We start from the raw sequence: 24,041 nt of genomic DNA, 5'->3' as shown, positions 1-24,041 counted from the left end.
TATCCCTATTTGGAACCGACTTTATTTTAAAAATTACTACAAGAATTAAGGAATAAATGTTATTAAATGGAATGAAAATATGGAATTTTTGAACCGACTTTATTATCTGGAAGAGATTAGGAGAATAGGGTTAAGGCGAGAAGGGATAAGGGTTTGAGGGAAAGTCGTTTGGAGCGGAGTTTATTTTAAATATACAGTTGTATAATTCAAATAAAGTTCACTCCATGAAAATAAAGTTCGCTCTATAAAAATAAAGTTCGTTCCAAAATCCCGTAGCAGATGCAGGAGAAATCTTCATTTGCTGCGGGATTACTTTTTAATAGGTTAAAAGGGTTAAGGTATAAGGTATAAGATTGAAAGTATTGCTTTTAAAGGGATTAAGAGTATTATATATTGATGCCGGAAGTGAAAAAAGAATAGAAGAAACACATGAGAAGATGCAACCTTATACCTTTTTCCTTTCACCTTATACCAATTTGGAACCGACTTTATTTCAAAAATTACTACAAGAATTAAGGAATAAATGTTATTATTAAATGGAATCAAATATGGAATTTTAGAACTGAACTTTATTATATGGAAGAGATCGGGAGAATAGGGTTAAGGCGAGAAGGAATAAGGGTTTGATGTAAAATCGTTTGGAGCGGAGTTTATTTTAAATATACAGGTGAACAAAACTCAGAATAAAAAATAATTAAAAAGCTTGATAAATTTTGTCCCACAATTTACTATATTATACTGAATGAATTCACAGGGAGCGTAGATAGAGTAAAGAAAGAAAAAAAAGATTTGGACTGTTATTTCGCCAAGAATGCATGCATTACGTACAGAGTACGCCCGACAAAATCAGCTCGCTTCTGTTCGTGCAAAGGTGGTTATGTATATTTTATACCATTTTCATCCATAAAAACTGTTTGAATATTATATTTTTGAGTCACGTACGGGTAAGATGGTTAATATTAATGGTTCTTTCCAGAGTTAGTTGAGCAATCGCATTTTTTCAAGCCGGAGAGTTTTGGTTCTTAATGTTTCAAAACTGCATCGCCCATACATAACTCGTTTTATTACCTTCAGTTTATTAATACTCCCTTCTACAAGCCCATTGCTATATTCATATTTTATCGCATTCCTCACGGCATCCAAATCCCGTTCAAGTCCACATATAAAACTGTCTATTTCCGGTATACCTAGCTTTTTTGCTTTCTCCATCCATTTATCGAGTGCGTCAACATTTTTACCAGTGAGAAGTCCTTTAAATTCCCATATTATACTATGTATCTTTTCAAAACAAGGATATTCATTGCATATCCTTTCAAATTGTTCCCGGCTGATTGACTTCACATTCTCTATTGGGTGGTATAATAGCTTAAAAATATTTTTTCTTTCAATTGTTTCCGTTTTTCTTCCACCTTCTCTACTTCTATCGTAATATAATTTTCTACACCTTTTCCAATCTGTTATGTACTGCCGCACAGTTGATGATGAACCATCATATCCCATCCCACGTATCTTTTTTTCAATCTCAGAACCCATAATCCCTTTCTCAAGACATTCATCAATTTCTTTTATGTATGGTGTTAGTTTCCCGTTTTTCTTTTTGCCATAGGAAGCATGGACTGGATTAAAGTTTTCATCAAGATATCTCCGAATTGTTGATCTATTAAGTCCAGTACGTCTGGATATCTCATGATTGCTACAACCTATTTTCTTTAACTCACGCACTTCATTCACACGTTCCATTTTTTGTTTCACTTTCTCTTCGTGCACGGTCATCATCTTTGTTTGAAATGAAGATTCTCTTTCTTCGGGCGTCATTGACATCAGCCTATCATAAGCCCGTATATCCATATTTATGCTTTGGCAGATTGCTGTTTTGCACTTTCCTGCTGCTAGAAGTTGTTCTATCCGCTCATATTTCTCTTTTAATGTAAGTTTTCTATTTTCATCTGCCTGTTTAATTGTTCCTGTTCCTTCATTGGAAGTTTCCTGACTAACCGCTTGTATTAAGATTTGTGGCTTTAGCTTCTTTTTTAGATACTCCTTCCCATATGAGGTCAGATTCTTCAGTAAGTGAAAACGATCACTTATTTGTAAAGCCCCCGGATGTGCATCTGCAATTGCATTATTATAGGTGACAGACCCGTCTCTCGATACCACATGAAGATTTGGGTATGTTTTTAGCCACTTGCAGACAGTTTCATAATCTCTTGAGTTAATCATATCAATTATTTGACGTTTGGAGATATCCACCATAATTGTTCCATAGCTTTCACGTTTCCTAATGGCGAAATCATCAATGCAGACAGCTATTACATTCTCCTTATCAACAACAGGTATTTCTTTTTTTTAAGAGGTTGCAGATAGTACTTTTACCAACATCCGCAACATTCTCCCTCAGAGTTTTAGACGCCGCAACAGAACTGCAATTTAATGACAGGCGTACAATTTCATCCTCAAGGCGTTGTGTTTTCTTCGCCTTATCGGAAATGAAATCAAATCTTTCTGCAAAAGTAGTATGATTACAGTCAGGATTATTACAAAACATCTTTCTATTACGCATAATAATAAATACCTTATTACCTTGTATTGGAAGATCCTGAAAGGTTCTGCTATATGTGGAATGTGTTTTGGATGATGGCCAACCGCAGAATGGACATATTACTTCTTTACGGTTGGAAGCTACTGTTATATAGCATCTGCCATTAATTATTTCATGACAAATGTAGTCTAGATTTTGATCTAACTGCTTAATAAACTCATCCATAAAATTACCTCTTTTCTTTTGTTTAATACTTTTTCATTATACCATACTTTTATATTAAATCAACTAACTCTGGAAAGAACCATATTAATGTGCCAAATGCCGAACTATCTTATATCTATGATTTAGTAGTAAAGCATAATGTGACCATTAGTCGGTCGTTAAGGAATATAGTTTATACGTATTTTGCCATGCTTAAAAAGGGAAACAAGGTTCAGCAAGAGAATTTAATTTGTTTTCAAGCGTTAGATATACAAAAGTTGATATGACTGGATGTAGTATAAATAGCGCAAAGCAATGGTGGTGTGTTGCAGGATATAAACATAAAAAGAATTATTGAGTTTAAAGGGAATTTTGTATATGTATGCAGTTTAAAAGTTAGACTAGGCGAAGTTAAAATATAAAGACAAATTTAGAGGGAGGTAAAGTATTTAAATGCTAAAGACAATTTTTGAGCTTTGTAAGCCCCGAGAGGAAACATTGAAAGGTGGAAGCATAGAGGATGCTCAGGAATTAAATCTGTTTTTAGACAAGAAAATAGACCCGAATGATTTTTTTTCGAAAACCTATGTTACTAAAAATATGACTTTACTTTTTAGGAAAGCTTTTGCCAGGTTTATCGGGCAAAGTGATGGTTCAGGTCTGATTGTATTAAAGCAGTCAATGGGTGGCGGCAAGACTCACAACATGATTGCGCTTGGTCTGTTAGCACAGTATCCAAGCATGAGAAAGCAAATATTAGGGGCTGACTTTCCATATTTATATGAGGGTAAAATAGAGATTGTAGGTTTTACAGGGCGAAATACTACAGAACTGCCATGGATAGAAATTGCACGCAGGTTAAACAGACTCAATTTACTCGTACCGAGTGTGAGAGAAGGATTAGAACCACCAAGTGATAGTGATTGGCGTGAACTTTTGGGAGGAGGTCCTCTCCTGTTGCTTTTGGACGAGCTGCCATTTTATTTTGAAACTGCAGAGACAATACCTAAAGGTGACTCTACTAAGGCAGTTTTTGTAAGTAGTGGTTTGGCTAATTTGTTTAATGCTTTAAATTATCCTGACCTGTCAAGAGTAGTGGTGGTGATATCCGACCTTGAAGCGAAATATGAGAGGGGAAGCGAATATGTTATTAATAAAACGGCGCTTTCACTCAAGGATGAGGCAGAACGAACTGCAGAAATATTAAAACCCATTGATATTAGCAGTCCAGAAATTTACGAAATCCTTCGGAAGAAACTTTTTGAACAGTATCCTGCAATACCCCAGGCGGATCCTAATGTTAATGCTATTGCTGATGCTTATTTTGATTTTTTATCCAGCCTTGAAAAATCAGGGCTAATAGCCGATGCAGCAGACAAGATCAAGTTAAGGTTTAAAGAATGCTATCCTTTTCATCCAGGGATTGTTGAATTGATAGCTAACTTCAGAAACAACTTAAAGTTTCAACAGACACGGGGATTGCTAAGATTATTCAGACGATATGTTCGGTACCTGTATCTCAATCGAGACAAATTACCCCATAAGTATTTTATAACTGTAAGCGACTACGATTTAAGTCAGGAAAACGGCAACGATATGAGAGATTTGCTAGTGTCAATAAATCCTGATTTGGACAATGCTATAAATAGGGATGTGCATTCTTTAAGCGGTGGGTCTGCGGCTCAACAGATAGATAAAAAGCATAATACTAGTCTTGCGAGTAAGTTTGCCAAGGCCATTTTATTTGCATCGTTGCCCTCAACTGATACAGAAGCAATAGGTTTAACTGAGGAAGAAATATATGCCTATACTCTCGAACCGAATGATGATGTAAACAAGGCCAAAAGCGTGTTTGAAGAGTATTGGCGTCGTACATCATATTCAAAAGAGAATCAGCGAGGTAAAAAGTATTTCGGTTACAATGAGAATGTCATAGCGCAAATGGTAAGATATAGAGAAACGATTACTGATAGTACGGCAGAAGATACACTACAAAGAACGCTAATGACATACTTTGAACCACGTGATAAGGATTGCTACCAGGCTGTATATCAAAACATAGTGGCGCTGCCTAAGGATTTGAGCAGCTTGCTGCCTAAACGAGAAGAAATTACATTGGTAATCTCTAAGCCTGTAAATGCCGCTGGTGAGCTAAATCCTTTACTTGTTGAGTGGTGGACGGAACTTGAACATAACAAAAACAGGTTGTTGTTTTTAACAGGTTCAAACAGATACTACAAAGAACTGATAGAAAGCATGAAGGACTATTTGGCGTGGGACGAAGTTATGAATGCATTAAACGGGATAGGGGTTAGTTCAATAGATCCAGAGTATAAGCGAGCTGAAAGTGAATTGGGTAACAGTGCCTTGAGGGTTTTGGAACGAATCAAATCGACCTTCCAGAAATTATATTACCCAAATAACGATATTACAAAGGATTACCTACATCAAATAGAGATAGATTACAGTACTATAACTAAGAAATCTGAGGCGGAGCCAGTGAAGACAAGGCAAAGTAGGAATAGTGTTTTTTCTGCTAAATCTGTGGTAGACCAACTGCTTGGTAACAACCGTGACGGGGAAGAAGTAATTAAACAGTCGCTTAAAAACGAGGGAAAGTATATTGAAATTGATATCAACGATCCAAAAGAAATGGCCGAGCTTGACGAAGACGTCCAAGCTTCTTTGTTAGATATTGCTACATCCCAGCGGACCTCTATCACATGGGATGAGATAAGGCAACGTGCAGCTGACAGGCCAAAATGGGTATGGCATGTACCAGATTTACTGGATAGGTATAAAGATTGGAAAATAAGAACTGGGAAATGGCTCGAAGATGGCTATGAAATAATACTCAAACCGCAGCATAAAGCAGCTGTAACGGTAGACAGCGATGTTGAATATGATTTTGAAAATGATGAGATTGTTTTGAAGTTAAATGTTAAGAATGCAGATACAGTCTATTATAATCCAGGCACCACAATAGATTTAGTTACCGCCAAAAATGTGGATAATTGGGACGAATTCAGATTGAAGCCTGGCAGGAACGATAAGTTTACATTTGTTGCAATGGATTCCTCTGGCGCAAATATTGATGGTGATCCATATGTATTTACTTGCCCTATAAAACTAAGAAAGGCTGAAGAGGCTACAGATATGCAAGGACTAAAGCATATAAAAGTGAAAAGCTTGCCAGAAGCAGATATCTATTACACAACAGACGGCTCTTCGCCTGTTACTAGCGATACAAGAGTTTTATTAGAAGGAGATGAGATAATTGTTGATCCTGCACAAGTTCAACTTCTTCTAATAGTTGCTCAAAACGATAAGGGGTATTCGAATGTACTTGAAATTAACACCAAAATGGGGCTTGTTATTAACCCAGCAAAACCTGTTAAATATCAGCCACGCAGCAATAACTTTGTGCGTTTCAGCGATAAAGTGGCTTATTATTATGAGATACAAAAGTTGAAGTCCAGCAATGCTAAACCCGTGAAGATTTACCTTGACATAAGAGGCAACCAGGATTCTAAACGTGAAATGACAGTGATACTTTCTGAAGGAGAAGGAATAGATATTGATTTACTCCAGAATTTGGTTGAGAACCTGTCAACGGAGATTATTAGAGACAGTCAAGCGCAGGTTAGCGGTAGATTTGAAACCATGCGTTTTGAAACAGGGAAGGACTTTTTGGAATGGTTGAAGTTACAGAACAAGAAGATAGAAGATTGCAGTGGAGAAGTAGAACAACCGTAAAAGTATAAGGAGCTTGAGATATATGGGCAAAACACAAATCAAGACGCTAACATATGGTTATGGTTTTAATCCAGAAGAGACTCACCACCATTTTATGGTGATTATCCCTAAGAGTAAAAAAGAAAAGGTAAAAGTATACGAGCGTTTTGTATGGCGTGGAGAAGAGGATTTAAAAGGTATAGATGAAAGCAGGACGACAGAGAACAAATTAAAAGTGGTAGTTGCTTACAATATCTGGGAAAGATTATCCTCATACCTCTCCCAGGAATTTAACTCCAGACTTAGAAAAGAAGGATATAAGATTTATAAATGGAAAACAGGGAACAATCCTGTTAACAGGCTTATGGGGAAAGAGTTAGTACTTCTGTTGTGGGCAGTGGAAGATGTTGAGGATGTTGACATTCTGCCGAAAGCAATAATCAATTGGCAGGGGCTCAGGCCAGAGGAAAGATGGTTTTTGTATGGACTTGCCAATGCGGCAACGGGTAGTGCCAACGAAAAAAACATGGGTTGGCGAAAGGGAATAAAATATGGTCTGTTAGAAAACCCAGTTGATGAAGAAAAAACAAGGCAGTTGAGTATTTGGGACTACGAAGGAGGCAGTAATTTGTGAGCGAAAGCATAATAGAAAAGGTTTTTTTCCCTAAACTTATGTCATATGAGACGTATAAAGAACGAAAATCAGGAGCGGGGCAAATACTGACAGGCCTTGGCAAGTGGTGGGGCAGAAAACCTCTTGTGTATGCTCGTGCGCTGTTATTAGGCATTCTGCTTCCTGCTTCAGATGACATTAAAAGGGATACAGAAATCTATATGAAATTATTGGGTTTATCAGAACGTGAGCTATTAAAGCGAAAAAATAAAAAGTTAGAGCCTATTGTCGTATATGAGTATATGACTGATGAGGAAAAAGCAGATTGCGGTGCGGTCATTGAGTATAAAACCAATGGCTCAGTGCTCCATACTTTCAAGAAAGAGGTAGTAAAGAGAATAAAAGATGAGAACTACAGCCTTGATACGTTACCTGCTGAAATAGCTTTTAAATATGCTACTGAGGAAGAAAAGAAGCAGTATTTTAAAGTACATCTTGGATTAAAGTGTAACCAGTATGAATTGGAAATTTTCAAGCGATTACCTTATGATTTGAAATTAAAATACTGCGAAGGTTTGGATAAGGTTGATAATCTATCGAGAGAGACATGGGAAGATATTAATAATTATTTGGGAACAAATGCATATTCATATCAGGAAATAGTAAAGCAATTGGGAGAGAGGCGTTTTGGACACGTTCCAACAGTTGGCGATCCTTTTTGTGGAGGGGGTAACATACCCTTTGAAGCAGCAAGATTGGGTTTTAATGTGTATGCTTCTGATCTAAACCCAGTTGCAATGCTCTTGACATGGTCTGCCCTGAACCTTTTAGGGCTGCCAGAAGATAAAATAAAAAAGCTGAAAGCATTTCAAGAGAGGATATTTAAACTTGCTGATAAGCAGATAACAGAATGGGGCATAGAGCACAACTCGCAAGGGCATAGAGCAAACGCTTATCTTTACTGCACAGAAGCGGTTTGCCCTGATTGTGGGTGGAGGGTACCACTAGCTCCCTCGTGGATAATTGGAAAGAATACGAGAACCGTTGCTATTTTAAAAGAAAACGCTGAGAGTAAAAGCTTTGATATAGAGATAAAAATGAATGCAAGCGATGAAGAGATGGAAATAGCCAAGAAAGGTACCGTGATGAGGAGTGAACTCAAATGCCCGCACTGTAAAAACAGCGTGCCTATATCGAAGATAAGGGGAGACAAAAAGGACGAAAAAGGCAATACCATTTGGGGCTTAAGGCGTTGGGAAAAGCATGAATTTGTGCCAAGGGAAGATGACGTATTCCAGGAGAGGCTTTACTGTATAAGGTATGAAAAGGAGTACAAAGATGAAAATGGAAGAATAAGGACAGAAAGGTATTACAAAGCACCAGATGAGGAGGATTTGGAAAGGGAAAAGAAGGTAATTGAGCTTTTAGGAGAAAGGTTCAGCGAGTGGCAACAAAAAGGGTATATTCCAAGCGATGTGATTGAAGAAGGCTATAATACATCTCAGCCAATAAGAGAGAGAGGCTGGGCATACTGGCATCAGCTTTTCAACCCCCGCCAGCTCCTTTTACACGGGCTTTTGATGGAGCTGATTGACAAAGAAGCAAAGACAAGAGAAGAGAGAATTGTGGGACTGCTGGGGGTGAATAGGTGCTGTAATTGGAATTCTAAGTTATGTATATGGGATCCTACAAAATCTGGTGGGATAGGACATACAGCTCAAACTTTTTATAACCAAGCCTTAAATACTTTATTTAATTACGGTGTAAGAGGATTAAAAGCTCTAGATGAATCTTGGTTTTTTAAATTAAATAGGTTATTTAATATTGAACACAAAGTTTTATATACTAATCTTTTAGATGCCAGAATACTACAAAACTATTGCATGGTCTGGCTTACTGATCCCCCCTATGCCGATGCAGTTAACTACCACGAGCTTTCGGAGTTCTTTTTAGCATGGGACAAGAAGTTTTTAAAAGAAGTTTTCCCTGAGTGGTATACGGACAGCAAAAGGGCATTGGCTATAAAAGGGTCGGATGACCAATTTAAGCTTGCCATGACGGAAGCCTTCAAGAATATAGCCGAACATACACTTGAAGGCGGTTATGTTATAATAATGTTCACGCATCAAAGCGCAAAGGTATTTGCAAGCCTTGTTCAAATTCTGCTCTCAGCGGGCTTAAGGATTATGAATGCGTGGTCTGTCGCTACCGAAACAGAATCGGTAGGAATTGATGAAGGTAACTACGTTCAGTCAACAGTGGCGATAATTCTCAAAAAGGATTCGGCTTATAAGAGGCAAAAAGCTTTCTTAAGACAGCTTCGTGGTATTGTAAAAAATGAAGTGGAGAAGCAGATCCATTATATGATGGAGGTTGAAAATGGGCTTAAAGGCAATAAAATCTTTACATCAGCTGATCTAGAGCTTGCAGGGTATTATGCGGCATTGAGGGTATTGACTGCATATGATATTAGCGAATCAGAGGAAAAAATGACAGAATTCCTGGAAGATATGCGCTCGTATGCAAGCAGCATTATCCTGCCTGAGGGATTTAAGGGATTGGGTTACGATATTGAAAGCATTAGGGAAGTGTGGGCCAGCTTGAATAACTACGAGAAATATTACATTCGCGGCCTTGAGTTTGAGAAGGAAGGGGAAAGGAAAATAAAGTTATACCAGGATGCTGCCAGAGGGCTGGGCATACTGGATTATGATGATTTGCTGGGAGAAAATAGGGTAAATAGGGCAAGAGTAAAAACGGCAACGGAGTTTGGAATGACAATTTTAGAAACTCAACATGGGTTTAGTAATACGATGCTGAGATATATACTTGCTGCAATCAACGTGACGCAGGAAAAAATAAGGGAAATAGGCGATGAGACTACAGCGATTAGCATTGGCCACGAGTGGCTGAAAAACAAGCTTGGCAGTGAATACTGGCATAAAAAACTAAAGGTGGAGATACTATTGAGATATATCTCAAATCTCAGCATATTACCTCAATGGGTAGAAGATTCAAGAATAGCACGCCACCTGTTGGAAAGGGTTGTAAATGATAGAATGTAACCTCGCTGGAAAGGGGGCGAAAGGGGACACCTCAGCTTTTGGGTTGTCCCCGCCTGATTATGTTGAATCACTACTCTTCACGCCGAAACAATCTATTAGACGAGTTCTTGAACCCATCTCTCAAAAATGCCCAGGGTTACGATAGACTTGCAGGTTACTTTTGCTCATCTGTTCTTGAAGTGGCTGGTGAGGCAATAGAAAGTGTAGATGGGCCAATTAGAGTGGTATGCAACTCAAATGTGAAAAAAGAAGATGTAGAGGTTGCGAAGATGGTAAAGCGCAAATTGGTAAAAGAATGGAAATATTCAAGGCCAGAAGAAAAGGCAATTTTGTGCCAGGAAAGGTTCAAAAAACTCTATGACCTTTTGAAAAGTGGGAAGATGCAAGTAAAGGTAATGCCTGATGATGTATATGGTCTAGTTCATGCGAAGGCAGGGGTAATAACAAGGCATGATGGCAGTAAAATAGCATATATAGGCAGTGTTAACGAGACACGTGCTGCATGGACAGAAAACTATGAGATGTTGTGGTCTGACGATTCAGAAAAAAGTGTTAAATGGGTACAAGAGGAGTTTGACTTCTTCTGGAATAATCCATATGCGCTTGAACTTTGTGATGCTATTATAGAAGATATAGGCAGGATAGCTCAAAGACGCGTGGTTTCATTAGATGAGTGGCGGAAAAATCCAGAACCCGCTTCCGTTGTCATAGAATCTCCCATGTATAAAGATGGTTTGGAGCTTTGGAATCATCAGAAATATTTTATAAAAATGGTATTTGAGGAGCATGTAAACAAAGGTGGAGCACGCTATATCCTTGCTGATGAAGTGGGTTTAGGTAAAACCGCCCAGCTGGCTTTGATAGCTGAGCTGACAGCGCTATACAGTGATAAGCCCGTACTTATACTGGTCCCTAAAACACTTCTTTTCCAGTGGCAGGATGAGCTAAAGAGTATGTTTGGAATTCCATCAGCTGTATTTGATGGAAATAAGTGGGTGATTGAAAATGGACGAGAAGTTAAACCCAGCAATGGCAGACCAGCAATTCTTCAATGTCCGAGGAAAATAGCGATAATTTCTCATGGGTTAATAAAACGGGCTTCACGAGCAATTGAACCTTTGCTGGAGCTTGAATACGAATGCGTATTAGTTGACGAAGCACATAAGGCTCGCAGGAAAAATTTAAATAAACCTGCAGAAGAACCAGAGTCTAATAATTTGATGAACTTTCTAGTGAAGCTATCGCTCAGAACGAAGACAATGATACTGGCAACAGCAACACCCATTCAGCTCCATCCTGTTGAAGGGTGGGATTTGTTGTACATTTTAGCTCAAGGGAGTGAACGAATACTTGGTTCAGAAATAAGTCAATGGAAGCGACATCATTTAGATGGAATAGCATATATATGCGGTCAGAAAGAAATGCCTCTGGGAAGTGACGCGTGGCAATGGATAAAAGATCCATTACCTAGTGAAGACGAGGATAATATGAGCTTTTTGTTTGGAGACCTTAGAAAGTTTTTAGGTTTAAGAAAAGATGAAACAAAAGCAAGGTTTAATTATAGTGAATTAGACCCGCATGTTAGGGACATAGTAGACTTAATAGCAAGAGAAGACTTTTTTAAGAATTACAATCCATTTATAAGGTTTATGGTCAGGAGACGACGCGAAACGCTTGAGAAACTTATAGACCCTGAAACAGGCAAGCCATACCTGGAGAAAATAGAAATTAAATTTGGAGAGGGGCAGGACAGAGGGCTAAGTATGCCGTGGAGGATACAAAGGGCATATGACCTTGCACTGGATTTCACAAGTTTATTGAAAGAAAGGGGAGCTAAAGGTTTTTACAAGACGTTGCTTTTGAGAAGGGTATGCAGCTCAATACATGCGGGCTTAAAAACAGCTCGCGCTATATTTGCAAAGAAAGCCATAGATGAATCAATTTTAACCGAAGACGAATTAGAGGATATGGAAGATGATGATTTGTTAACTCTCGACCTTAGTAATGCGAAGGAGTTAGAATATTTATCCGAAATTATCGATATACTGGACAATAACCGAGAAGAGGACCTAAAATATAACAAAATTAAAGAAATTCTATTAAAGATGAAATGGATAGAACGTGGATGTGTGATATTCTCAGAGTATTTTGATACTGCTCAGTGGACGGCCCAGAGGCTTTCTGAGGATATTCCAGATGTAGGGATTGGGCTTTATGCAGGAATTGGCAACAGTTCGGGAATTTACAAGAAAGGCAAGCTTCATGTAATGCCTCGTGATGAGATAAAAGGGCTGGTACTTGATGGCAGGTTAAAGGTTTTGGTAGGGACTGATGCGGCAGGGGAAGGTTTGAATTTGCAAGCCCTTGGGACGGTAATTAATATTGATTTGCCGTGGAATCCAATAAGATTGGAACAGAGAATAGGTCGTATACGTCGTGCGGGCCAGCTCTATAAGGAGGTATATGTATATAACTTGTTTTATCGAGGTTCGATAGAAGAGCACGTCCATAATAAGCTGAAAAAACGCATAAAACATACCGAAGAAATAATAGGCCCAGTTTCACCTCTGTTGGGGGATGAGAGAATAAAAGATATAATTGAGGATATCGATGAAAAAGAAGAACATCCATTTGACATAAAATATCGCCAGCATGTTGCAAAAGTAGATTGGGAAAATGTGAGTACTGTTCTTAATGATGAGGAAAGAGTAGAACACCTTATAAAACCGTGGATGTAGAAATTTAAGGAGGAATTGGAGATATGCCACTTTTTAAAATATCAAATGGTAAGGCAAAGAAGTTAAGCCTTAAAAGCTTCTAAAAGAAAAAGACCGAGAGTTGTCAAGAATTTTGTGTCTGATTAAAGTAACGTAACTGGAAAATTTGTTGTATTTCATAAATGTGAGCATTTATCATTGGTACCGCTTTTTTCCATTTTGTCCGCCTTAAGTTCTCCCTCTGTAAATATATGTTAATTTCCAATACTTCGACAGAGTTAAAGTAACCACCCGATCTTATCCGAATTTTTTCAACTAGACTGTTGATACTCTCTACACTGTTGGTAGTATAAACATGCTTCCTCAAGGATTCGGGGTATTTAATGAAAGCCATATAATGTTCTGCTTTCTCCATGAGAATGTTCATATATCGGCTATATTTACTCTTAAATTTACTGCAAAGGTCATAAAACTTTTGAACAGCTTCATCAAAGGAAGAAGCAAATTTTATTTTATCGAGTTCTTTATTGAATTCTGCGGCATCAGCTTTGGTCATGTATTTGCGGATATTTCTCTGAAGGTGTACAAAACAGAGCTGATGATCAGCATATGGATATACAGCTTTGACGGTCTCGATAATACCTGGGAAATCATCACTTACAACCACTAAAACTCGTTTAAGACCGCGGTTTATCAAGTCTTTCAAAGACCTTGTTCCAATCGGCTCTGTTTTCTTTGCCGAAGAAGGTGTAAAGGCCAAAGATGTCTTTCTTACCTTCCATATCAACGCCAAGGATTATGTAGCATGCGGCTTTCTTCACTTTTGAGCCGTCTTTTATCTCACAATGATAAGCATCGATTAATAAAGCAAACACCGATTCGGGTAATTCCCGTTGTTTGAAAAGGTCTAATTCACTTTTTAGGTCATCTTTGATTTTGTTGAGTTCATCATCAGAGTAAGGAAGGTTGAGGCTTTTGAGGGTATTTAAGAGAGAAGATTCTGAATAACCGTTGACAACAAGGGACATAAGAAGGTCTGTATAGGATTCATCCACCCTTTTATACGGTTCAGGTAGGATGTGGGGTCTGAAATCGCCAGTGCGAGTTCTTGGGACAGAGATGTCCAGGTTACCCATAGGTGTACCAAGTTTTCTATCATAAAAGCCGTTGCCTTTGTCGTTCTCGTTTTTCAAGAGATAGATTTGGCGTTCAGACAACATAAACCAGTCGAGCAAATCCTCCAGCTGTATAATTTAAATAAAGTTGACTCCATTAAAATAAAGTTCGCTCCATAAAAATAAAGTTCATTCCATAATCCCGTAGTAAATGCAGGATAACCCCTGTTTTGCTGCGGGGTTTGCTTTTTTTACAGGGGAAAGGGCTAAGGTATAAGGACTAAGTTATTAGATTTTTCATTAGAATTTTGATTAGAATTATTTGTTGGTTACAGCCTTAAAACTATTGATTTTAAAGGGATTGAGAGAAGTATTGACTACTGTATTGAAGATAATATTGATATAGCAACTGAAAGGGTGAAATAAAACCTTAACCCTTAACCCATGAAACTTATTCCTATTTTCCTTTCAACATATCCCTATTTGGAACCGACTTTATTTTAAAAATTACTACAAGAATTAAGGAATAAATGTTATTAAATGGAATGAAAATATGGAATTTTTGAACCGACTTTATTATCTGGAAGAGATTAGGAGAATAGGGTTAAGGCGAGAAGGGATAAGGGTTTGAGGGAAAGTCGTTTGGAGCGGAGTTTATTTTAAATATACACCAGCAACTTTTTGAGGGCAGGGCGTGATGGATCTGAATCAGAGCAATACTGGTTTAATACTTTTTCAACCGCCATATTTTTGACTGTTTCATAATAGGTATTTTTATCCATAATTACCAGCCTCCTTTGTGATTTTATTATACACCAGACACAATTTTATTTTAACACCCAAAAGACCTGCAAAAGTTGGTTGAAGAAAACTGTGAAGAGCTATTGAGCATACGTTTTATTGCTTCTGAATTTCCTACAGGCGAAAGGCATAGAGGAAGAATTGATACTTTAGGAATTGATACTGAAGGTAACCCTACTATTATTGAATACAAAAAGACCGAAAACGATAATATATCATTAATCAGGGGCTATTTTATCTTGATTGGTTAGTTGATCATAAAGGAGATTTTGAAGTGGCAGCAAAGAAAAAACTTGGTAATGATATTGAGATCAATTCAGACAGTGTTATGAAGAAACTTGATAAAAGCAAGCTATATAGATTATAATAAGGAGGAGGTCTCGCAACATTTTACTGTGGGTTTATTTAACTGCTTGTATTTTTCTTTTTTTCAGACAGTGTAAATATTTTTGTGTAAACAGTTTTTTCCTTCTATGTTAGTGCTAAAAATATATTCTAAAGTCTAAAAGTTTACATAATCAAATTTTTAAATACAATTCTAATAAAGGTAATGTCACCGCCGGGATATAATTGACCTATAGGAAGTGCTGACGAAAGCCTGGACTTAAAATAGAGCAGGAGGTGCCCCCATGTATTCATATGCGAGAGATCTGTGGATATAAATGGTTTTTCATATTGAAAGGATGAAGGTTATGGAAAGAAAAAAAGTCATATCTTTTTCGGACAGTTTTTTCAAGAATTTAGAAGAATTTGGATTGGACTTTGATGAAATAAAACAAAAAATCCTGTTTCACGTTGATGAAAAGGAAAAAGACTTTAGTTTGGATAAAAGGATGTTATTTTATACGCCATATATAAAGGACGGCAAAAAATATATGCTGGCCGGATATGTAACCAAAAAGGAGAAATCTATTCTTATAGAAGCCTCCAGTATATGGGATAAAGGGTTTAACCCTGAAGATATAATTGTTATTAAAGAAACAAATATTAGGGTTATTAAATAGTAAAAGTTAAAGTCAAGAGTGTTTTTTAGGTATAAACCGATAAAAACTGTTTGGATTGAACATAAAGTAAAGGTAAATAAAGTTGTTCCTTTCAGATAATTCAGATAAAGTTCACTCCGTAATAATAAAGTTGATTTCATAAAAATAAAGTTCGTTCCAAAATCCCGCAGAGATGCAGGAGCAATCCTGATGGCTGCGGGATTATGTTTTTTAGGAAGGAGTAATTAACTATTTTTCCTTTCACCTTATCCTGATTGGAACCGGCTTTATTTAAGAAATTACTACAAGAATTAGGAAAGAAATGTTATTAAATGGAATTAAAAAACAGAATTTTAAGACCGGGTTTGTCATCTGAAAAAGAAGTGGTAAATAGGGCTGATGATAGGTGTACTTCAGGCACTTAAAGTATGTTATGAGAATATTCATAGGCAGATATTAAAATCAGGAGAAAAAAATACGATATAACATACATATATGCATGTTAGCGCTAACACCTTACCAAAATGTTTTTGGTTATAAAGATTTTTTGAATGTTTTGGAGATTCGCCTCTTCAGAACATTTTTCATAATAACCTGTAAAATTAGTAAATATGGATTTATGAAAGAAGGAAGTGAGGACACATGACAGACAGTAACACGAGTTAACAAAATGTAAATAAACTTTTGTTTAAGAACAGAACATTTAAAATAAATAATTTTGAAGGTTTTTAAAATATAAAAGTCTTGAGTGTAACCTTCAAAGAGTTTTAATTACACTGTATCTTTTTATAAGCTTATAAGGAGGACTACTTGTGATTAAGAAACAAAAAAATATATCTAAAATTTTATCATTTGTTATGGCGTTAAGTATGATTTTGACTACAGGAGTTTATATAACCCAGACAAAGGTATTTGCAACAAGCGCAGTAACATTTGAGGATGTAAAGACAACGGATTGGTTCTATAACAATGTAATGGAGTTAACAAAAAGAGGATTAATTTCAGGCTATCCTGACAAAACTTTCAGGCCAAACTCCAATATCAAAGTGGATGAATTTGTAAAAATATTGGTTTCTGCTATTGATGAAAGCGTTATATCTTCGAGAAATGGTTATTGGGCAGAAGGGTATATTAATAAGGCTAAGGAATTAGGCATTATTCAGGACGGAGAATTTTCAAGTTATACCCGAAATATTACCCGTGGCGAAATAGCAAGGATGATTGTCAGAGCAGGTACAGGAACAGTTGCCGATGAAAAAGGAATAAATTTGGAAATTCCTGAAAATTACACAGAGTATGCACCCATAATTACTGATTATTCAACCCTTGATACTGCCTCGCAGGATATAGCGTTAAAAATATTCGTTTCAGGAATCATAACAGGATTTGCAGACGGAACTATTGGGTTTAATAAAAATGCTACAAGGGCTGAAGCGTCTGCAATCCTTATGAGATTTCTCGAAAAAGACCAAAGAAGAATTCCTCAGTTGCCTGAAGATTTAGGTAACACATTATATGAAGAAAAACAAATACCCAACCCGGCATCTGTTTTTGAGAAAAGGAAAAATGGCCTTAATGCCTTTTCTGCTGAAGAATTAAAGATTTTGCTGGACGAAATATATCCTGGCGATAATCTGACCCAGGAATGGATTGATACATATCCGGCAGAAAAATTATATGAATATTTTGGTCAAAAATATCACGATACTTTTTATGATTATATTAGAACAAGTGAAAAAGTTATTGATAATTCTACAGTTGAGTGCGATATAACTGTAAGATTGTCAGACGGCAGCATAAAAAAACATAAAGTAAGACTTAAGATGGATGATAATCTGTTTTGGAGTGTAATTTCCGACGATATAGTTCAGTAAAAAAAGAATGGAGAATGAAAGTTTAAATCTTGATAGTTATAGTTAACTTTCAGTATCCTAGACAAAGGTATTTGAAAATACACCGGAAATTTTACTTATGTAAAACTGACTGGTTTTGTAAAAGCATATGTTCCAAAAATCCCGCAGCAGATGCAGGAGAAATCTTCATTTGCTGCGGGGTTTGTTTCTTACAAGTAAAAGGGTTGAAAGGAGTGTAAAGATACAAAGAAAATGATGGAAAGCAATTGTGTTTTTATAGGTCTTATGTTGTAAAACAAAGACATTTGGATATATTTACAGAAATTCAACAAAGCGGATATAATTCAAAATGACCGTAGCGGGGGGCAAAATGGACAGACGTTTCACATTTAATGAAGATGTGAAAAATTATGATAAATGGAGACCGAGATACTGTAAATAATTATTTAATGATATTATTCATTATTCAGAACTAAATGAGAATAAAAAACGATGGAAGTTGGAATTGATACCGGTCAGGCAACTGTGCCGTTTCTGGAAACAGGGTGCGAGGTAACAGCTATTGAACTTGGAAAAGACATTGCAGAATTTTACTTAAGAAAAGTAGAAGAGAGGCCACATTAACAATTGCAAGAATCATGGATGAATTAACAAACATGCCTGCTCTGTTTACTTCAGGTGATAATGATTTGTTTGTCAAAGGATATACACAGAATCACAGACTTCAACCATATCAAACCAATAAATTGATTAATAATATAGGCACCCAATATTTTACTTTGGTTTATTGGGAAAATTAATATGTAACATTGTATTTGCGGTTTCCTTTTTATTTGATTTGTTTGAGGACAAAGGTAAAACACGTAAGTAGATAATTATAAGTATTGTGCTCAGTAAAATGCGGTTTTGTAACAGGATATATAATATGATAAAATAATGTAAATTAGTTTAATGATGTATCTTTACAAAAGAACAAATGTTCTGTACAATATTTCAGTGGGGTCAAAGATACTATGAAATTGTATGAAACAAGGGACATAATATATGGTTTTATTACATATGATGATTGGGAACGGGAAATAATTAATCATCCTGTATTTCAGCGATTAAGAAGGATTAAGCAGCTTTCCCTCACTGATATGGTATATCCTGGCGCCAATCATACCAGATTTGAACATTCTTTGGGAGTTATGCATCTTTCAACTCTTTTTTTTCGACAGCATATTAAATAAACGAAAGCAATTTTTAAAAGAGATATTGAATTTTAATGAAGCAGGGCTTGAAAGAGATCGAAAGATTATCAGGTTTGCTGCTTTACTCCATGATATCGGTCATTCGCCTTTTTCACACGCCGATGAAGAACTGATGCCTTATATTCCTGAAGATCATCCTAAGTACAAGAAGGGTGAGGATAAGAGATTTTCGCATGAGGACTATAGTATAGCGGTTATTAAAACCTTTTTTAAGGACATAATAGAAAATTACAAAGATAACGATAACTATGATATAAAAGTTGAGGATGTTACGGCTCTTTTGGGCGATGAAACGGTTAAACCCAAAAGAAGTCATGTGTGGAAGAATATAATATCAAGTCAGTTGGATGCGGACAGAGCGGATTATCTTTTAAGAGACTCGTTACATTTGGGAATAAGTTATGGTATATATGATAAGGAAAGACTGGTAAATACTATGAGCATAGCAACAGATCCCGAAACTTATAGTACTAATCTGGCAGTTGAAGAAGGTGGGTGGCATGTTGCAGAAAGCTTGGTTATTGCAAGGTATCATATGTTTACTCAAGTCTACTTTCACAAAACCAGGCGGGCGTTTGATCATCATATAGAAAATGCTTTAAAGGAAATACTTTTAAAACATGGAGATAGAAGCGGTTTTTTTCCGCCGCCTGACGGAGAAGAAAATTTAAAAAAATATTTGGAATATGATGATTGGGCAATGTATGGTTTACTGAAGGAAGGGCTTGGTGGCGAGCATGGAAAAATAATACTGGAAAGAAAACAGGATAAATGTGTATTTCAGACAAGTGAAGTTCCTGATGAAGATGAGCTTGACAGATTTGAAGATTATATATAATACTTTTAGGAATGATATCAGTTTTGAGGATTCATCTGAAAAATCATGGTATAAAACAGGAAAAGAAGATATATTTATACTTTGCAATCCCGGCGAAAAATGCGAAAAACTGGAGCCATTGTCCCTGAGATCATCAATTGTGAGGAGTATGCAACCGATTAAGCAAAAGAGGCTTTATGTAAAAAACGGTGGTGAAAAGATAATCAGAGAAAAAATTGAAGAATATTTAGAAAGGAAGAGATAGAATGAATATAAAAAGCAGTTTATGGAAAGGGTAGGAATGATTTCTTATTTGGCAAAAAGATTTGATAAAAAGACTCAATTTGGCAAAACAGCGTTAATGAAATATATATACATACTTCAGGAAGTATTTAATATACAGTTGGGCTATGAGTTTTCACTGTATACATATGGCCCTTATTGCAGTGATGTTTTGGCGGATTTGGATTACACTGAGGCTATTGACGGTGTGAAAATATATTCTGTTGATTTGGGGACAGGTGGTTATTGTATTAAACCATCAAAGAAAACGGATGAGTATATCAAGAAATCTGAGGATTTTATATCACAAAATGAGGAACGGATAAACGAAATTATAGAATTATTTGGTGATATGACCGCAAGAGATCTTGAGCTCAGAACAACAATAATTTATTTGTATAAAAATTATCTTCAAAACAGGTGGGAAATAAACAGGTATGAAATATCGGACAGTGTACGTGAATTAAAGCCGTATTTCAGTTTGGAAGAAATTCTGAATGCCTATAATCAGTTAGAGGAAATGAATATTTTTGCCATATTGTGTAATTAAAACAAGTTGACACTAAGAGTATTAAACCCGTGAATGTTCAGGAAAATCCTGGTATATCACGGGTTTTAGTTTTTTGTAAAAATTCATATGAATAAACAAATGATAAAACCCAAAAAGTGAAAAACATATCACATTTTTATATTGCATTTATAAAAAATGTATGTAATAATCTTTCTTAATTTATATTTCTTAAATAAGATGTATACAGATGCCTCCGGAAGAGAATTAAGGCAAACAAATTGCACAAAAAATTTTATTTTGTCCGCTATTATATGACTCTTGACAGGAGGTAAAGAATTGGACCAAAGAAGCGCCCCCATATATGAAGCTTTGGAAAGGCTCAGAGCGGAGCGTATAGTACATTTCGACGTGCCAGGACACAAAGGCGGACGGGGCAATAAGGAACTTACCGAGTTTCTTGGGGAAAAGTGCCTTAAAGCAGACGTTAACTCAATGAAGCCTTTGGATAACCTGAATCATCCGGTATCGGTAATAAAAGACGCACAGCTGTTGGCAGCGGAAGCTTTCGGTGCCCATAGCTGCTTTTTTATTGTCAATGGCACGACCGCGGCAGTTCAGGCGATGGTAATGTCAGCCTGCAAAGCAGGGGAAAAGATACTTATGCCCCGAAACGTACATATAAGTGCTATAAATGCTCTTATCCTGAGCGGAGCTGTGCCGGTGTACATAGATCCCGGCATAGATAAAAGGCTTGGCATAGCACTGGGAATGTCAGTCGACGATGTAAAAAGGGGAATTGAGGAAAACCCGGATGCCAAGGCAATTCTGGTAAATAATCCGACTTACTATGGAATCTGTTCTAATTTAAAGGAAATAGTCCAACTGGCTCACAACCACAACATGCTTGTTCTTGTTGATGAAGCGCACGGTACCCATTTTTACTTCGGGGAGAACATGCCCGTTTCCGCAATGCGGGCAGGCGCGGACATGGCTTCAGTGAGTATGCACAAAACAGGCGGGTCACTGACCCAAAGTTCACTTTTGTTATGCGGCGAGAATGTTAACAGCAATTATGTAAGGCAGATTATAGGTCTTACACAGACAACAAGCGCTTCGTATCTTCTGCTGACGTCTCTGGACCTGGCAAGGAAGAACCTCAGTTTAAACGGAAAGGAGATTATCAATAGAACCGTTGAACTTGCAGAATACGCAAGAAAGGAAATTAACAGCCTTGGGGGATATTATGCGTTTTCCAGGGAACTGGTGAACAATGACAATATATATGATTTCGATGTAACAAAACTCTCTGTTAATACAAGGGATACAGGTCTTACCGGAATAGAGGTTTACGATATTTTGCGGGATGAATACGGAATTCAGGTCGAATTTGGAGATCTGTGCAATATTTTAGCCATTGTGTCCGCAGGCGACAGGGCCATGGAAATTGAACGCCTTATTTCAGCCCTGTACGAAATAAAAAGACTTTATTCAAGGGAGCCTGCCGGCATGCTCGACTATAATTACATAAATCCCCATGTGGTTTATACTCCGCAGAAAGCATTTTACAGCAGTAAGAAAATGATGCCGTTAAAATGCAGCAAAGGAGAAGTCAGTGGGGAATTCGTAATGGCATACCCTCCCGGTATTCCAATCCTGGCTCCCGGTGAAAGAATAACTGAAGAAATAATAGATTATATATTTTATGCGAAGGACAAGGGCAGTCTGCTGATGGGCACCCAGGATATGAAACTGGAGAATATTCTGGTTGTGGAGGGATAAATATGGATTTATGGTTTACCGAATATCACTCGAATTACGCCCGTTTTTCCATTAAGGTTGACAAGCCGGTTATAAGCCTGGAGAGTGAATTCCAGCGCATAGACGTGTTTGATTCCTATGAATTTGGCAGGGTTCTGGTCTTGGACGGCTGCCTTATGCTTACAGAAAAAGACGAGTTTATATACCATGAAATGATTACGCATATACCTATGGCGGTAAACCCTGAAATCCAGGATGTGCTTGTTATTGGAGCAGGAGACGGGGGAGTGGTCAGAGAGCTTACAAAATATGATTCTGTAAAACGAATTGATATGGTTGAGATAGACAAGCTTGTTGTGGATATCTGCAGGGAATATTTGCCCCAAACCTCGTGCAGGCTTGATGATTCCCGTGTGAACATATATTTTGAGGACGGGCTTAAATTTGTGAGAAGAAAAAATAATGAATATGATTTGATAATAGTGGATTCAACCGATCCCTTCGGACCGGGAGAGGACTTGTTTACAAGAGAGTTTTACGGAAATTGCTACAAAGCATTAAAACAATGGGGTATTATGGTAAACCAGCATGAAAGTCCTTATTACCCTAATGACGCTCTGTCGATGCAACGGGCCCATAAACGAATAAAATCGATTTTCCCTGTGGCCGAGGTTTATCAGGCCCATATACCGACCTATCCGTCGGGACACTGGCTTTTTGGATTTGCGTCAAAAGGGTTTCATCCGGTTGCTGACCTTAAAGAAAACTGGAATTCCCTTGGTTTAAAAACGAGGTATTACAACACCGAACTGCACAGGGGTTGTTTTGCACTGCCAAATTATGTAAAGGAGCTGCTGGAGAATGCATGATAACAATGCAAGCAAAATTATAGGCTGTGATAACAGTTATGAAGAAAGCAGAATAGTAGTATTCGGCGCGCCTTTTGACGGAACGGTTTCGTATAGACCGGGTGCAAGGTTTGGAAGTTCTGCGGTACGCAGTGAAAGTTACTCGATAGAAACATACAGCCCTTATCAGGACAGGGATCTTGAAGATATCCGCGTATTTGATGCCGGAGATCTGGAACTTCCTTTGGGTAATACGGTTAAGGTACTTGAAATAATTGAAGAATATGCGTACAGAATTTTAAACGACGGTAAAATCCCGTTTATGATAGGCGGGGAGCATCTGGTCAGTTTAGGTGCCGTACGCGCCGCGGTGAAAAAATACAAAGACCTTCATATTATTCATTTTGATGCTCATTCGGATTTAAGGGACGAGTATTTGGGTGAAAGCTTGTCCCATGCGACGGTGATGCGGCGTTGCTGGGAACTGGTGGGTGACCGCAGAATTTTTCAGTTCGGTATCAGAAGCGGTTCCAGGGAGGAAATTTACTGGGGAAAAGACCATGTTTACACCAGTTTCTTTGATTTCAGCCGTCTGGATGGAGTGGTGGAGGCATTAAAAGGAAAACCGGTTTATTTGACAATTGATTTGGATGTACTTGATACATCGGTATTCCCAGGTACGGGGACTCCTGAGGCAGGCGGTGTGACGTTCTCCGAGCTCCTTGACGCGGTTGGAAAAGTATCGTGCCTCGATATAGTTGCTCTTGACATGACGGAACTTTCTCCGCCGCTTGACCCGAGCGGAGCGTCAACGGTGCTTGCATGCAAGCTTTTGAGAGAGGTTCTTTTATATGTGTACAAATAACATGAAACAGCGTGTTGTGTTTTAATTATGGCAACGGTTTAAAATATTTGTTTTTTAATATATTTTAAATATTAACTGAACG

General features: G+C 37.4%; 17 protein-coding genes and 1 pseudogene. 14 read left to right on the top strand and 4 right to left on the bottom strand.

All coding sequences use genetic code 11. From position 1 onward, the window contains the following. Nucleotides 1-978 precede the first annotated feature (978 nt). Entirely contained in the window at nt 979-2,337 is a 1,359-nt protein-coding gene (locus CST_RS08515; RefSeq protein ID WP_257745869.1) for an ISL3 family transposase, read from the bottom strand. Further along, complete coding sequence (locus tag CST_RS08510) at nt 2,324-2,764, bottom strand: ISL3 family transposase (protein ID WP_015358154.1); 441 nt, start codon at nt 2,762-2,764, stop codon at nt 2,324-2,326. Before CST_RS08510 ends, CST_RS08515 begins: the two co-directional genes overlap by 14 nt. A gap of 477 nt (nt 2,765-3,241) precedes the next feature. On the opposite strand from CST_RS08510, the gene CST_RS08505 reads away from it, so the two are divergent. From CST_RS08505 to CST_RS08490, 4 genes are read left to right on the top strand one after another with little or no spacing between them, the layout of a single operon-like run. Beyond that, entirely contained in the window at nt 3,242-6,499 is a 3,258-nt protein-coding gene (locus tag CST_RS08505; RefSeq protein ID WP_242823541.1) for a DUF499 domain-containing protein, read from the top strand. A 22-nt stretch (nt 6,500-6,521) separates the two neighbouring features. After that, a complete protein-coding gene (locus CST_RS08500; protein ID WP_015359474.1) occupies nt 6,522-7,112 on the top strand; it encodes a DUF3780 domain-containing protein in 591 nt (196 codons plus the stop codon). Beyond that, complete coding sequence (locus CST_RS08495) at nt 7,109-10,156, top strand: anti-phage-associated DUF1156 domain-containing protein (RefSeq protein ID WP_015359473.1); 3,048 nt, start codon at nt 7,109-7,111, stop codon at nt 10,154-10,156. Before CST_RS08500 ends, CST_RS08495 begins: the two co-directional genes overlap by 4 nt. 59 nt (nt 10,157-10,215) lie before the next feature. Beyond that, nucleotides 10,216-12,894, top strand: a complete 2,679-nt coding sequence (locus CST_RS08490; RefSeq protein WP_041746577.1) for a phospholipase D-like domain-containing anti-phage protein — start codon at nt 10,216-10,218, stop codon at nt 12,892-12,894. 103 nt (nt 12,895-12,997) lie between these two features. On the opposite strand, the pseudogene CST_RS08485 reads toward CST_RS08490, so the two are convergent. Both CST_RS08485 and CST_RS13825 read right to left on the bottom strand, forming a co-directional pair. Then, nucleotides 12,998-14,117, bottom strand: a pseudogene (locus CST_RS08485) (IS256 family transposase); the annotation flags it as partial. Between the two features lie 530 nt (nt 14,118-14,647). Beyond that, nucleotides 14,648-14,770 carry a hypothetical protein gene (locus CST_RS13825; protein ID WP_015359469.1) on the bottom strand — a complete coding sequence of 41 codons (123 nt, stop codon included), beginning with the start codon at nt 14,768-14,770 and terminating at the stop codon, nt 14,648-14,650. A gap of 75 nt (nt 14,771-14,845) precedes the next feature. On the opposite strand from CST_RS13825, the gene CST_RS13540 reads away from it, so the two are divergent. From CST_RS13540 to speB, 10 genes are all read left to right on the top strand, one after another. Then, nucleotides 14,846-15,040 carry a hypothetical protein gene (locus CST_RS13540; RefSeq protein ID WP_015359468.1) on the top strand — a complete coding sequence of 65 codons (195 nt, stop codon included), beginning with the start codon at nt 14,846-14,848 and terminating at the stop codon, nt 15,038-15,040. Between the two features lie 441 nt (nt 15,041-15,481). Further along, nucleotides 15,482-15,793 (top strand): hypothetical protein, encoded by a 312-nt coding sequence (locus CST_RS08480; protein ID WP_015359467.1) that lies wholly within the window; start codon nt 15,482-15,484, stop codon nt 15,791-15,793. A gap of 791 nt (nt 15,794-16,584) precedes the next feature. Then, on the top strand, nt 16,585-17,646 hold the full coding sequence (locus tag CST_RS08475) for an S-layer homology domain-containing protein (RefSeq protein WP_015359466.1): 1,062 nt from the start codon (nt 16,585-16,587) through the stop codon (nt 17,644-17,646). Nucleotides 17,647-18,117: 471 nt separating this feature from the next. Next, nucleotides 18,118-18,249 carry a hypothetical protein gene (locus CST_RS13820; RefSeq protein ID WP_015359465.1) on the top strand — a complete coding sequence of 44 codons (132 nt, stop codon included), beginning with the start codon at nt 18,118-18,120 and terminating at the stop codon, nt 18,247-18,249. A 633-nt stretch (nt 18,250-18,882) separates the two neighbouring features. Beyond that, nucleotides 18,883-19,716, top strand: a complete 834-nt coding sequence (locus CST_RS13660) for an HD domain-containing protein (RefSeq protein ID WP_015485051.1) — start codon at nt 18,883-18,885, stop codon at nt 19,714-19,716. After that, the gene (locus tag CST_RS13655) at nt 19,679-19,960 is read left to right on the top strand and encodes a hypothetical protein (RefSeq protein WP_157882699.1); all 282 of its coding nucleotides are present in this window, start codon (nt 19,679-19,681) and stop codon (nt 19,958-19,960) included. Before CST_RS13660 ends, CST_RS13655 begins: the two co-directional genes overlap by 38 nt. Nucleotides 19,961-19,981: 21 nt before the next feature. After that, nucleotides 19,982-20,527, top strand: a complete 546-nt coding sequence (locus CST_RS08465) for a Panacea domain-containing protein (RefSeq protein WP_242823540.1) — start codon at nt 19,982-19,984, stop codon at nt 20,525-20,527. A 297-nt stretch (nt 20,528-20,824) separates the two neighbouring features. Continuing rightward, the gene (locus tag CST_RS08460; protein WP_015359462.1) at nt 20,825-22,267 is read left to right on the top strand and encodes an aminotransferase class I/II-fold pyridoxal phosphate-dependent enzyme; all 1,443 of its coding nucleotides are present in this window, start codon (nt 20,825-20,827) and stop codon (nt 22,265-22,267) included. 2 nt (nt 22,268-22,269) lie between these two features. Next, nucleotides 22,270-23,115, top strand: a complete 846-nt coding sequence (speE, locus tag CST_RS08455) for a polyamine aminopropyltransferase (protein WP_015359461.1) — start codon at nt 22,270-22,272, stop codon at nt 23,113-23,115. After that, nucleotides 23,108-23,959, top strand: coding sequence for an agmatinase (speB, locus tag CST_RS08450; protein WP_015359460.1), 852 nt, complete (start codon nt 23,108-23,110; stop codon nt 23,957-23,959). Before speE ends, speB begins: the two co-directional genes overlap by 8 nt. Nucleotides 23,960-24,041: the final 82 nt, after the last annotated feature.

This window comes from Thermoclostridium stercorarium subsp. stercorarium DSM 8532, assembly GCF_000331995.1.
GTDB classification, from domain to species: Bacteria; Bacillota; Clostridia; order DSM-8532; family DSM-8532; genus Thermoclostridium; species Thermoclostridium stercorarium.
The sequence above is the reverse complement of the archived record's forward strand: the minus strand, read 5'-3'. Positions and strand labels throughout refer to the sequence as shown.